We start from the raw sequence: 12,614 nt of genomic DNA on the forward strand, positions 1-12,614 counted from the left end.
CGCCGGGTGGGGTGGGCGCAAGTGGCATCTCGTGGGGACGGATGACTGTGCTCGGGAGGTGGGACAGGGCACGCTGGGGGGATGACGCCTGACGACGCCGTTCGTGTCCGTGATCTGCGGAAGGACTACGGCGGTGCTCCCGCCCTCACCGGGGTGTCGTTCGAGATCGCGCGAGGCGAGACGTTCGCACTGCTCGGGCCCAACGGGGCGGGCAAGTCGACGACGATCGAGATCCTCGAGGGCTACCGCGACCGCTCGGGCGGCGAGGCGTCGGTGCTCGGCGTCGACCCGCGGCACGGCGACCTCGCCTGGAAGTCGCGGCTCGGGATCGTGCTGCAGTCCAGCGGCGAATCGGGAAACGCCACGGTCCGCGAGCAGATCGCCCACTTCGCGAGCCTCTACCCGAGCCCGCGCGACGTCGACGAGACGATCGAGGCGGTCGGCCTCACGGCGAAGGCGCGCTCGCGGATCGGCAAGCTCTCCGGCGGGCAGCGCCGCCGCGTCGACGTGGCGCTGGGCATCGTGGGCCGTCCGGAGCTGGTGTTCCTCGACGAGCCGACGACGGGCTTCGACCCGGAGGCGCGGCACGCGTTCTGGGACCTGGTCGCGCTGCTCAAGAGCGAGGGCACGACCATCCTGCTCACCACGCACTACCTCGACGAGGCCGCGCACCTCGCCGACCGGGCCGCGGTCATCGCGGGCGGCCGCCTCCTCGCGATCGGGCGGATGGACGAGATCGGCGGCGAGGAGGCCCGCGTGCCGATCGTCCAGTGGCAGGAGGACGGCGCGCGGCGTCGCCTCCGCACCACGGAGCCGGCCCGCGTGGTCGCCGAGCTGAGCGCTCGCCTCGGCGAGCCGACGGCCCTCGAGGTCCTCCGGCCCAGCCTCGAGGACATCTATCTGGACCTGATCCGCGACGACCGCGCCGGAGACACCGCCCTCGATGTGATCGGAGAGCCGGCATGAGCGCCGTCGCCGCCCCCCGCCCCGCGCTGCGCACCGGTGTCGCCCGCACCCTCCGGCTCGGCGCCGCCCGCGCCCGCTACGAGGTGCGCTCGTACTTCCGCGCGCCGGACCAGGTGTTCTTCACCTTCCTCTTCCCGGTCCTGCTGCTCGCGATCTTCTCGGTCGCGTTCGGGGACGGCGCGGTGATGCAGGCGAACCCGCAGGACCCGGGCATCAGCATGGCCGAGTACTACGTGCCGGGACTCGCGGCGGCGGGCATCCTGCTCTCCGGGGTGCAGAACCTCGGCGTCGACATCGCCATCGAGCGCGGCGACGGCACGCTCAAGCGACTCGCCGGAGCACCGCTGCCCGTCCTGAGCTACTTCCTCGGCAAGTTCGGCCAGGTGCTCGTGACGAGCGTCGCGCAGACGGCGCTGCTGCTCGCTGTCGCCGCGACCGTCTTCTCGGTGCCGCTGCCGGCCGACGGCGGCCGCTGGGCGACCTTCGCCTGGATCTATCTGGCCGGAGTGGCGACCTCGGCGATCCTGGGCATCGCGGTCTCCGCCCTCCCCCGCACCGGGAAGAGCGCGACGGCCGTCATCGTCCCGCCCCTGCTCGTGCTGCAGTTCGTCTCGGGGTCGTACCTCTCCTTCACGACCCTGCCGGACTGGCTGCAGACGATCGCGAGCGTCTTCCCGCTCAAGTGGATCGCGCAGGGCATGCGGGCGGTCTTCCTGCCGGCAAACTTCGAGCAGGCCGAGGTCAACGGCGACTGGGACCTGACCGGGGTCGCGATCGCCCTCGGCATCTGGCTGGTGCTGGGCCTGATCGCGAGCCGCCTCACCTTCCGCTGGATCCGCCGCGACGCCTGACGCCCACATGCTGGTCGAGTAGCCCCGCAGGGGCGTATCGAGACCCGGCGGTGCCAGCAGGGCGGGTCTGCAGACCATCGTCCTGACGCCGGTGGATCTCGATACGCCCACTTCGCGGGCTGCTCGATCAGCATGCAGGAGCCCGCTCCGCCGGCTACTCGATCAGCATGCAGGGGCCCGCTTCGCGGGCTGCTCGATCAGCATGCTCCCCGCGCCGCGCCGCGCGGTCCGTGGCGCGGGGAGTCAGACGGTGGTGCCGACCACCACGGGCTCGGGGTGCAGCAGGATGCCGAACTCGGCGAGCACGCGGCCCTGCACGTAGCGGGCGAGCTCGGCGATCTGCTCGGCGGTCGCTCCGCCGCGGTTCGTGAGCGCGAGGGTGTGCTTGCTCGACACCGCGGCGCGCGAGCCCGGGAGCGAGAAGCCGCGGGCGATCCCGGCGTGCTCGATGAGCCAGGCGGCGCTGAGCTTGACCAGCGCGTCGGGCGAGGTCGGGGCGGGCAGCCGGATCGGCGCCCCCGCCTCGACGTCGGCGAGGGCGGTCACCAGCGGGGCCTCGCTCGCCGGCGTCTCCGGCCAGCGCGGCGCGGTCGGCGGAAGTCCGCTCGCGGCCGCGACGGTGACGATCGGGTTGGTGAAGAAGGAGCCGGCGCTGGCGGTGTCCGGATCCTCCGGATCGAGCACCATCCCCTTCGCGCCGCGCAGCCGCAGCACGCTCGCGCGCACTTCCGCGAGCGGCACGCGGTCGCCCAGCTCGACGCCGAGCGCACTGGCCAGCTGGCCGTAGGCGACGGGAGCACCGAGACCCGCTCCGCCGACGTCCTCGAGGGCGAATTCGACGGCGAGGACGGCGCCGCGTCGACCCTGCTTGACGGCGGAGGTCCGGTAGCCCAACTCGAGCTCGGCGGCGGTCAGTCGCACGGGCTCCTGTGCGCCCTCGTCGAGGAAGTCGACCGCGACGAGGGTGTCGGAGAGCTCCTGGCCGTAGGCGCCGATGTTCTGCACCGGCGACGCGCCGACCGTTCCGGGGATGCCGCTGAGCGCCTCGAGTCCCGCCCAGCCGCGCTCGACGGTCGCGGCGACCAGGCCGTCCCACGACTCGCCCGCCTGCACGCGGAGGTGGACAGCGCCGGGCCGGTCCGTCTCGAGCCGCTCGATCCCGGTCGTGCGCACGCGCACCACGGTCCCCTCGACTCCGTCGTCGCCGACGAGGAGGTTGGAGCCGCCGCCGAGCAGCAGCCAGGGCTCGTCGTCGGCCCACACCTCGCGGAGGGCGGCGACCAGCTCGGCCTCGGTGGCCGGCTCGAGCAGGCGCTCGGGGACTCCCCCGACGCGCAGCGTGGTGAGGGTGGAGAGGGCGGGTGTCGTCATCGGTGCGGGATCAGGCCAGCGAGACGCGCGCCTGCGCCTTGCCGAGCACCGCCTGGCCGCCGTACGTCACGGCGAGGTCGATGCGCGCGATCCCGGCCTCGGCGTCGAGCGCCCCGATCTTCGCGACGACGTCGAGCTCGGCGCCCTCCTTCGGGTCGACGACGACGGGCCGCGTGAAGCGGACCTGGTAGTCGACCACGCGGCCGGGATCGCCGACCCAGTCGACGACGACCTGCACGGCGGTGCCCATCGTCAGCATGCCGTGGGCGAGCACGCCGGGCAGCCCGACCTCGGCCGCGACGTCGTCGCGGTAGTGGATCGGGTTGAAGTCGCCCGACGCACCCGCGTAGCGCACGAGCGAGCCGCGCTCGAGGTGGAAGCTCCGCTCGCCGACGACGTCGCCGACGGTGAGCTCGGACAGGACGGGGCGCTCGGCGCTCATTCGTCTCCCCTGACGACGAGGGTGGACAAGGCGGTCACGACGTGGGCACCGTCTGCGTCGACCATGGTCGACTGCGTGGTGATCATCGAGTGCGCGCCGAGCTGCTTGATGCTCGCGACCGAGAGGGTCGCGGTCAGCTCGTCGCCCGCGACGATGGGGCGCGAGTAGCTGAAGCGCTGGTCGCCGTGGACGACCCGGCTGAAGTCGATGCCGGCGTCCGGAGCGGCGAGCAGCTGGGCGAGTGTGAACTCCTGCACCACCACGGCGAAGGTCGGCGGGGCGACGACGTCGCGGTAGCCGGCGCTGCGCGCGGCCGCGGGGTCGAGGTGGAGAGGGGACTCGGCGGAGACGGCGCGCGCGAACTCGCGCACCTTCTCGCGGCCCACTTGGTAGGGCTCCGTCGGCGCGAACACGCGCTCGGTGAGGTCGGGGTTCACTGGCACCCGGCCATCTTAGGCGCTGGCCTCGGAAGCCTCCGGGGCCCCTGGCGCCCTCCGAGGTCCCTCCCCCTCGACGAGGGTCATGCACGTATGACCATCGACAATTACCCACGCGCGTATGGGTGACCGCGGACGATTCTTCTCCGAAGCTGGCGAGCATGTCCACACCTGACCCCGAACGCGACTGGATGACCTACGCCCGCGAGCTCGGCACGAACCTCCACCGCGCCCGGATGGCCAAGGGCGAGAGCCAGGAGCGCATCGCCCACGCCGCCGGACTGGCGGGCTACACCTACCAGAAGTTCGAGAAGGGCGAGTCGAAGCCGGGCTCGCCCGCGAACCCGCAGCTGAAGACGCTCTTCGCCCTCTGCGAGGCCCTCGACATCGAGCTCTCCGACCTGCTGCCGCCGAACCCGCCCCGCTCATCCGGCTCCGCCGGGACCGAGTAGCCGCAGCGTCGCCTCGACGCCGCGCGCCAGCCGCGCCGCCGCGCTGAGATCGAGGTCCACCGCGCCGAGCCCGTCGGATTCGAGGCGCAGCCGCTCCTCGCCCCGGCCGCCGGGCCGGCACAGCGAGACGTGCACGACGGCGGCGACGGGCTCGCCCGCCGCACCCTCCCCGCACCAGAGCACGAGCGGGAGCGACTGCGCCCGGGAGCGGTGCAGCCGCTCCTCGGGGCACTCGATCTCGTCGTGCTCCCCTGCGCACCAGCGGGGGCACTCGTCGTCGTCTCGCCTGTTCTGTCGTCCGTCCATGTTCCGCACCAATCGTTCGAGGCGCACAGCACACCAGGCGGCACCGACATCGCGGCGGGCCCGCCGACCGGATCCCCCGGGGATGTGGACAGGCACCCGGCACCTCCCCCCTGTGGAGGAATGCTGTCACTGTGCCATACCGGGATGGTGGCCCCGCGGGCCGCGTCAGCGGTGGACGATCAGCCAGGTCGCGACGGCCGTCGTGGCGCCGCGGTTGATCATCCGGTGGCCGCGCTCGCAGGGGAACGTGATCGCGTCCCCCGCTGCGAGGACGACCGTCTCGTCCTCGAACTCGACGGTGAGCTCGCCGAGCGTGACGGTCCCGATCTCGATCCCGTCGTGGCGCAGGAACCGGCGCTGCGCGGTCGAGGTCGCCCCCGGCGGATAGGTCGATTCGAAGAAGTCGACCGCGTCGACGGGCTGCGGCGCCAGCCGGCGGAAGAGCACACCGCCCTCGAGGAGGACGGGAGCGACCTCGCCCGCGCGGACGACGGCCGTCGTCAGCCCCGCGCCCTCTCCGCCGCTCGGCCCGCCCGGCTCACCGACCGCCGCGCCGCCGGCGGCGGTCTCGTCGAAGACGACGGAGAGCGGGACGCCGAGGGCGCCGACCATCGCGATGAGGCGCCCGACCGACGGCTGCATGGCCCCCCGCTCGATCTGCGAGACGGCGCTGGCCGAGATGCCGAGCTCGCGGGCGAGTGCGCGCAGCGACATCCCTGACGCGAGACGCAGCTCGCGCAGGCGCGCGCCGACGCCTTCGCGGACCGCCCCGGGGAGCGCGGCGGCGACGTCCGGAGCCGCGGAGACCGCGGAATCCCGGGCGGTCTCGTCGGTGGGCATGCGGGACGCCGTCCTCTCCTCGGTGATCGTCACACAGCTGTAACGGGGGCGAAACGAACGCGGCCCGGCGGAGCCCTAGGTTCTCCCGTGTGAAGTCATCACTTCACACGATCCGAACGCCCACCGCTCGCGCGGAGGCGGCCGATCGCCACGGCCGACCGCCTCGACCACCCTGACACATCCGCTCCGCGCGCCGACCCGCGCACCCGCCCGAGAGGTGGATCCACCATGACCGACCGCGCCACTGCACCCCGCATCGACCCGTCGACCGCGCCGCCTGCCGAGGGCGCCGGGCTCGCCGGCCCCTCGCTCGTCAAGCCGGGCTACGACGACCGCCTCGCCAACGAGGACCTCGCCCCGCTCGTCAAGCAACGCTGGTCGAGCTACAACATCTTCGCGTTCTGGATGTCGGACGTGCACAGCGTCGGCGGCTACGTCACCGCCGGCTCGCTCTTCGCACTCGGCCTCGCCGGCTGGCAGGTGCTGGTCGCCCTCGTGGTCGGCATCGTGATCGTGCAGATCTTCTGCAACCTCGTCGCGAAGCCCAGCCAGGTCACCGGCGTGCCCTACCCGGTGATCAACCGGGCGATCTTCGGCGTCCGCGGGGCGAACATCCCCGCGATCATCCGCGGGCTGATCGCCATCGCCTGGTACGGCGTGCAGACCTACCTCGCCGCGCAGTCGCTCAACATCGTGTTCCTCAAGTTCTTCCCGGCGATGGCCTCCTGGAACACCCCCGAGGCCTCCTTCCTCGGCCTCTCCGCCCTGGGCTACCTCTCCTACGCGATCCTCTGGGTCGCCCAGGCCGCTCTCTTCTGGCGGGGCATGGAGTCGATCCGCCGCTTCATCGACTGGGCCGGCCCCGCCGTCTACGTGGTGATGCTCGTGCTCGCGATCTACCTCGTCTCGCAGGCCGGCTGGGAGAACATCTCGCTGAACCTCGGCTCGGGCGAGCCCCTCGACCTCGGCGCCTCGATCCCCGTGATGATCTCGGCGGTCGCCCTGGTCGTCTCCTACTTCTCCGGCCCGATGCTGAACTTCGGTGACTTCTCCCGCTACGCCCGCAGCTACCGAGCGGTGAAGAAGGGCAACCTCCTCGGCCTGCCGATCAACTTCCTCTTCTTCTCCCTGCTCACCGTGATCACCGCCTCCGCGACGGTCCCCGTCTTCGGCGAGCTGATCACCGACCCGATCGAGACCGTCGAGCGGATCGACACCTGGTTCGCCGTCCTGCTCGGCGGGCTCACCTTCGTCATCGCGACGATCGGCATCAACATCGTCGCCAACTTCATCTCGCCCGCGTTCGACTTCTCCAACGTCAACCCGAAGAAGATCAGCTGGCGGATGGGCGGCATGATCGCCGCCGTCGGCTCGGTGCTGCTCACCCCGTGGAACTGGTACTCCAACGACACCGCGATCCACTACACGCTCGGCATCCTCGGCGCCCTGATCGGCCCGCTGTTCGGCGTCCTGATCGCCGGCTACTACCTGGTCAGCCGTCAGCGCGTCTGGGTCGACGACCTCTACACGATGAGCGAGAAGGGCCGCTACTGGTTCTCCCGCGGCTTCAACCCCAACGCCGTCTGGGCCACCGTGATCGGCGGCCTCCCCTCCGTCCTCTCCGTACTCGTCCCGCGCTGGATCGAGGAGGCGGGTGGCCCGTCCTTCACCTGGCTCGGCGACTACAGCTGGTTCCTCGGCTGCGGCCTCGGCTTCGTCGCGATGGCCGTCCTCGAGCGCCGCTCCCCGCGGATCGGCCGCCTCGAGGAGGACCTCGCGAACGTCAGCGACGGCAGCACGGTCTGACCCGAGCCCTCCCCCACCCGCCCCTGACCCGGCCTCGCCGTCCACTCCATCCTCCAGAAGTTGCGGTAGTCGCGCATGACTACCGCAACTTTCGAGGACTGGCCGGTGGTGTGGTGGCCGTTCCACCCCCGCAGCATCCCGAGGAGCGCCCGTGCGCATCACCGTCGTCAACCCGAACACCAGCGAGCGCATGACGGAGGCGATCGGCCGCGCCGCGCGGTCCGTCGCCTCGGTCGGCACCGAGATCGTCGCCGTCACCCCGCCGATGGGGCCGGCCTCCATCGAGAGCCACTACGACGAGGCGCTGGCCGTCCCGGGGCTGCTGCACGAGATCGTCCGCGGCGACGCGGCGGGCAGCGACGGCTACGTCGTCGCGTGCTTCGGCGACCCGGGGATCGACGCGGCCCGCGAGCTCGCCCGCGGACCGGTGATCGGCATCGCCGAGGCCGCGATGCACATGGCGTCCCTGGTCGGCCGGCGGTTCAGCGTCGTCACCACGCTCTCGCGCACGAGCGGACGGGCGTGGGACATCGCGCACCGCGCCGGGTTCGACCGGGCCTGCGCGGGAGTGCACGCCTGCGACATCCCGGTGCTCGAGCTCGACGACCCGCACTCCGACGCGCGCCGGGTGATCCTCGAGGAGTGCGCCGCCGCCCTCGCGACGGACGGCTCCGACGTGATCGTGCTCGGCTGCGCCGGGATGGCGGACCTCTGCCGCGACCTCTCCCGCGAGCTCGGGGTCCCGGTGATCGACGGGGTCGCCGCCGCGGTCCGGCTGGTCGAGGGCCTGGTCGCGATGGGAGTCACGACCTCGCGCCGCGACGAGTTCGCGGCACCGCGCCCGAAGGAGATGACGGGGCTGCTCGCCCCGTTCGCGCTGACCTGAGGCGAGCGCACGACGCGGGACGCACGAGAGGGCCCGGGAGCAGATGCTCCCGGGCCCTTCGTGTGCAGCGGCTAGGACTGCTGCGCGCTCCGGCGACGGCGCGTCACGACGAGCGACGCGAGACCGAGCGCCAGCAGCGCGGCCGCACCGGACGCGAGGCCCGCGGTCTCGACGCCGGTCTCGGCGAGCGCCGAGCCACCGCGGGTGCTGCCGCCCGTGGTGGAGACGGTGGTCGTCGTGCCCTCACCGGGCTGCGGGACGTGAGCGCGGTACTGCAGGTACTCGAGACCGCCCTCGAGGACGCCCAGGGTGCCGACGATCGTGACCATGGCGTCGACGTGGCCGGGGGTCACCGGGTAGCTGTAGGTGCCGCCGGCGTAGGAGGAGGAGTCGAGCACGATCTCGTCGAGCTTCACCACGACGAAGGGGTGGTCCTCGGTCGGGCGGTCGTAGTCGGCCGCCCAGATGACGAAGGTGATGCTGTCGAGGCAGTCGACGGTCTCGACCGACGGCAGGACGACGGTCATGACGCCGTTCGTCGTGCTCGCGGTGACGTCGCCGCTCTTGCTCTTCACGATGCGTCCGTCGTTCGGGGCGAGGCACGCGTGGTAGGCGGCCGCGTCGGCCTCGTACTGCTCGGCCGAGACGTCGGGGACGTCGAGGTGGATCTGCTCGCCGATGGTCTCGCGGGTGCTGCCCTGGACGTCGCCGTCGAATCCGTAGATCGCCACGAGGATGTCCTGATCGCCGGCGGGCAGGTCGCCGAGCCCGAGGGTGACGCCGCGGAAGTCGCGGCCCTCGATCGGGATCGTCGTCAGCAGCTCGAGCGAGTAGCCCAGGTCGGTCGGGCGCTCGTAATCGAGGTTCCAGACGCGCAGCTCCGCGCGCTCCCAGCAGGACGTGGTGCGGATCGGCGGGATCGTCACGCTGACCGCGGCGCCGGACAGGGTGGCCGACACGTCGCCCATGACCTCCTCCGCGACCGGCCCGCCGCCGGGGACGTCGCAGATCGGGTCGATGCCGGGGGCCGGCGTCGCGGTGGGGGTCGCAGTGGCCGACGGCTCCGGCGACGGAATCGGCGATGTCGTCGGGACGGCGGTGGGGGTCGCCGTCGGCGTCGCCGTGGGGGTCGGGGTCGCTGTCGGCTCCGTCGTCGCGGTCGGAGTCGCGGTCGGAACAGCCGTCGGCGTCGGGGTGGTCGGAGTCGCGGTCGGGACAGCGGTCGGAGTCGACGTCGCGACGACGGTCGCGGTCGGCTCCGGAGTGCTGGTCGACGCGGCGGCGGCCGGGGCGATCAGGCCGCCGGCGAGGCCGACGACGAGGGTGAGGCACGCGACACGCGAGCGCGAGCGGAGAGAGGTCCCCCGGAGAGACATGGATGTATTCCTTCTCGAGAATGTGGAAGCGGGATCGGCGCCGAAGCTGCCCCCGTGGCGCCTGGCTGATGTCTATCAGCGGCCTGAACATCCGCACATCCCCCGCGAGGTCGCGTTCTGCATCGATCGCGTAACGGCGCTTCCGGCAGGTCTGGACACACCTCTCGGGCGGCTCGACCGACCGACGACCGGACCCTCCCGCGGGCACGCCGAAGGCCTGGAAGCGACGACTCCCGGGCCCCGGCGGTGAAGCGCGCCGGCACCGACAGTGCGATGGTCCCGGGGCCGGTGGCGACCGAGATCTCGCCGTCGAAGGTCACGGTTCCGGGCGCGGCCGTCGGCTCCGGAGTGGGTTCCGGGGACGTCGTCGGGACGGCCGTGGGGGTCGCAGCCGGCGTCGGCGTTGCGGTGCCGGTCGGCTCGGGAGTCGCGGCCGAAGTCGCGGTCGGGACAGCCGTACCTCGCGCCGCGACGAGTTCGCAGCGCCGCGCCCGAAGGAGATGACGGGGCTGCTCGCCCCGTTCGCGCTGACCTGAGGCGAGCGCACGAGACGAGACGCACGAAGGGCCCGGGAGCAGTCGCTCCCGGGCCCTCTCGTGTGCAGCGGCTAGGACTGCTGCGCGCTCCGGCGACGGCGCGTCACGACGAGCGACACGAGGCCGAGCGCCAGCAGCGCGGCCGCACCGGAGGCGAGGCCCGCGGTCTCGACACCGGTCTCGGCGAGCGCCGAGCCACCCGAGGTCGTGGTCACGGCGCCGGACGCGACGGTCAGGTGGATCTGATCGCCGACGTACTCGCGTCCGGTCTCACCGCCGTCCACGAATCCGACGATGGTGACGCGGACGTCGTTGTGACCGGGAGTGGTCGCAAAGGTCCGCGTCGCGCCGGGGAAGTAGCCGCCGTCGAAGGGGATCGTGCCGAGGAGGACTGGCGTGAAGTCATCGAGCTCGTTCGGCCGCTCGTAGTCGAAGGAGAAGATGCGGATCTCGCCGCGCGGGACGCAGGCGATGGTGCCGATCTCGGGCACGGTCACGGTCACGGAGCGGACACCGGCGGTCGCGGTCACCGGGCCCGAGAGCGACTCGACGACGTAGTTGCGGTTCGCGCCGAGGCAGGCTTCGAGGTCGGTGGCGTAGAGCGTCGCGACCTGCGTGTAGGGCTCGAGGATCCACGTCGGGGACCCGTCCACCGACTGGATGACGGTGACGGTGACGGTGTACTCGCGGCTGGTGCGGACCGGGACGGTCAGGGTCCCGCCGGCGTAGCCCTCGTCTCCGACGACGACCTCGGCGCTGGCGATGTCCTCCGTGGTCTCGGTGAGGGTCGGCATGATCGCGAGGATGATCGTCGACCCATCGGTGCAGTCCGCCAGCTCGGAGGGCGGCACGGTCGCCGTCACGGTCCCCGGCTGGGTCAGGTCGACGGTGAGAGCCGCGGCGTCGAAGGGGAGAGCCGGCGGCACGAACGGGTCGCAGCCGGGCGCGGCGGGCTGCGGCTCGGCAGGCGTCGGCTCGGGAGTCGCGGTCGGGGTCGTCGTCGGCTCGGGGGTCGCGGACGGGGTCGTCGTGGGCACGACCGTGGGAGTCACGGTCGGCGTCGCCGACGGCATCGCGGTTCCGGTCGGCTGCGGAGTCGCGGTCGGGACAGCCGTCGGAGTGGGGGTAGCGGTGGGAGTCGACGTCGCGACGGCGGTCGCGGTCGGCTCCGGAGTGCTGGTCGACGCGGCGGCGGCCGGGGCGATCAGGCCGCCGGCGAGGCCGACGACGAGGGTGAGGCACGCGAGACGCGAGCGCGAGCGGAGAGAGGTCCCCCGGAGAGACATGGATGTATTCCTTCTCGAGAATGTGGAAGCGGGATCGGCGCCGAAGCTGCCCCCGTGGCGCCTGGCTGATGTCTATCAGCGGCCTGAACATCCGCACATCCCCCGCGAGGCCGCGCTTTGCATCGATCGCGTAACGGCGCTTCTGGGAGGATCGAGCCATGGCGATCCTCCGCGACCTGGCCCTCGGCGCACGGCTCTTCGGCAGGGGGTTCGGCACCTGGGTCCGCTCGCCCCGGGCGATGCTCCTCGGCGCGATCCCGCCCCTGATCGTCGGCCTCGTCTTCGTCGGCGTCCTGGTGCTCGTGGTCACCCGGATCGACGCCGTAGTGCGCGCGCTGACGCCGTTCGTGGACGGCTGGGACGACGCCTCGGCCGGCACCGTCCGCCTCCTGCTCTCGATCGCCGCGGTCGGGGCGATCGTCGCACTCGGCGTCGTCCTCTTCGCCGCGGTCACCCTGCTCGTCGGCGACCCCTTCTACGAGCGGATCTGGCGCGGCGTCGAGAACGAGCTCGGCGGTGTGCCCGACGAGCACGAGACGGGCTTCTGGCGCGGACTCGGCCGCACACTGCGCGACTCCTCGGTGCTGGTCGGCACCTCGCTGGCGATCGGCGTCGTGCTGGTGCTGCTCGGGATCATCCCGGTCGTCGGGCAGGTGGTCGGGCTGATCGCCGGCGCGCTCGTCGGCGGCCGGGCGCTCGCCCTCGAGCTGACCGGGTTCGCCGGCGATGCCCGCGGACTCGCACTGCGCGATCGCCGCCGGCTCCTCGGCGAGCGCCGCGCGGTGTCGCTCGGCTTCGGCATCGCGGTGTACCTGGCCTTCCTGATCCCGGGCGGCGCGGTGATCGCGACACCCGCGGCGACGGCCGGGGCGACCCTCCTGCTCCGCACTCTCCGCGGCGAGTCGACCGAGCGGATCGACCCGGCGCCCGACGCCGCGACCGCCTGATCGGGTGGCCGCCCGAGCGGCGCCTCCCCTAGACTTCCCCCGTGCTCACGTCGACCCTCCGCCCCTGGTGGCCCGCCTCCTAGGCAGGCCGACGCGCAGACTCCTCTCGCAC

Annotated in this window: 13 protein-coding genes; 6 read left to right on the top strand and 7 right to left on the bottom strand. The window is 72.5% G+C overall.

The genetic code is table 11. The features are described from left to right. Positions 1-81 precede the first annotated feature (81 nt). The gene (locus MT350_RS11580; protein ID WP_127887378.1) at positions 82-966 is read left to right on the top strand and encodes an ABC transporter ATP-binding protein; all 885 of its coding nucleotides are present in this window, start codon (positions 82-84) and stop codon (positions 964-966) included. Beyond that, positions 963-1,817 carry an ABC transporter permease gene (locus tag MT350_RS11585; protein ID WP_243598346.1) on the top strand — a complete coding sequence of 285 codons (855 nt, stop codon included), beginning with the start codon at positions 963-965 and terminating at the stop codon, positions 1,815-1,817. Before MT350_RS11580 ends, MT350_RS11585 begins: the two co-directional genes overlap by 4 nt. Before the next feature lie 243 nt (positions 1,818-2,060). Here the strand turns inward: MT350_RS11585 and MT350_RS11590 are convergent, their stop codons facing one another. From MT350_RS11590 to MT350_RS11600, 3 genes are read right to left on the bottom strand one after another with little or no spacing between them, the layout of a single operon-like run. Then, positions 2,061-3,188 carry a UDP-N-acetylmuramate dehydrogenase gene (locus MT350_RS11590; protein WP_132437570.1) on the bottom strand — a complete coding sequence of 376 codons (1,128 nt, stop codon included), beginning with the start codon at positions 3,186-3,188 and terminating at the stop codon, positions 2,061-2,063. A gap of 10 nt (positions 3,189-3,198) precedes the next feature. Continuing rightward, positions 3,199-3,630, bottom strand: coding sequence for a MaoC family dehydratase (locus MT350_RS11595; RefSeq protein ID WP_243598345.1), 432 nt, complete (start codon positions 3,628-3,630; stop codon positions 3,199-3,201). Beyond that, positions 3,627-4,073 carry a MaoC family dehydratase N-terminal domain-containing protein gene (locus MT350_RS11600; RefSeq protein ID WP_243598344.1) on the bottom strand — a complete coding sequence of 149 codons (447 nt, stop codon included), beginning with the start codon at positions 4,071-4,073 and terminating at the stop codon, positions 3,627-3,629. The genes MT350_RS11595 and MT350_RS11600 overlap by 4 nt, the downstream gene beginning before the upstream one ends. 155 nt (positions 4,074-4,228) lie before the next feature. Here MT350_RS11600 and MT350_RS11605 point away from each other — a divergent pair, with 155 nt between their 5' ends. Then, positions 4,229-4,519: a helix-turn-helix domain-containing protein gene (locus MT350_RS11605; RefSeq protein WP_243598343.1), complete on the top strand. Its 291-nt coding sequence runs from the start codon at positions 4,229-4,231 to the stop codon at positions 4,517-4,519. On the opposite strand, the gene MT350_RS11610 is transcribed toward MT350_RS11605, so the two are convergent. Both MT350_RS11610 and MT350_RS11615 read right to left on the bottom strand, forming a co-directional pair. Beyond that, entirely contained in the window at positions 4,493-4,825 is a 333-nt protein-coding gene (locus MT350_RS11610) for a hypothetical protein (protein WP_123737396.1), read from the bottom strand. The two genes, MT350_RS11605 and MT350_RS11610, sit on opposite strands and share 27 nt — an antisense overlap. 165 nt (positions 4,826-4,990) lie before the next feature. Further along, entirely contained in the window at positions 4,991-5,665 is a 675-nt protein-coding gene (locus MT350_RS11615) for a helix-turn-helix domain-containing protein (RefSeq protein ID WP_243598342.1), read from the bottom strand. A gap of 228 nt (positions 5,666-5,893) precedes the next feature. On the opposite strand from MT350_RS11615, the gene MT350_RS11620 reads away from it, so the two are divergent. Together MT350_RS11620 and MT350_RS11625 are read left to right on the top strand one after the other, a co-directional pair. After that, entirely contained in the window at positions 5,894-7,471 is a 1,578-nt protein-coding gene (locus MT350_RS11620) for an NCS1 family nucleobase:cation symporter-1 (RefSeq protein ID WP_243598341.1), read from the top strand. Positions 7,472-7,622: 151 nt separating this feature from the next. Beyond that, complete coding sequence (locus MT350_RS11625; RefSeq protein ID WP_243598340.1) at positions 7,623-8,357, top strand: aspartate/glutamate racemase family protein; 735 nt, start codon at positions 7,623-7,625, stop codon at positions 8,355-8,357. Positions 8,358-8,428: 71 nt separating this feature from the next. Here MT350_RS11625 and MT350_RS11630 read toward each other — a convergent pair whose 3' ends face one another. Next, positions 8,429-9,733, bottom strand: coding sequence for an LPXTG cell wall anchor domain-containing protein (locus tag MT350_RS11630; protein ID WP_243598339.1), 1,305 nt, complete (start codon positions 9,731-9,733; stop codon positions 8,429-8,431). A 607-nt stretch (positions 9,734-10,340) separates the two neighbouring features. Further along, entirely contained in the window at positions 10,341-11,555 is a 1,215-nt protein-coding gene (locus tag MT350_RS11635) for a hypothetical protein (protein WP_243598338.1), read from the bottom strand. Between the two features lie 158 nt (positions 11,556-11,713). Here MT350_RS11635 and MT350_RS11640 point away from each other — a divergent pair, with 158 nt between their 5' ends. Beyond that, complete coding sequence (locus MT350_RS11640; RefSeq protein ID WP_243598337.1) at positions 11,714-12,502, top strand: EI24 domain-containing protein; 789 nt, start codon at positions 11,714-11,716, stop codon at positions 12,500-12,502. Positions 12,503-12,614 lie beyond the last annotated feature (112 nt).

It is taken from the genome of Rathayibacter sp. VKM Ac-2928 (assembly GCF_022815545.1).
GTDB classification, from domain to species: domain Bacteria; phylum Actinomycetota; class Actinomycetes; order Actinomycetales; family Microbacteriaceae; genus Rathayibacter; species Rathayibacter festucae.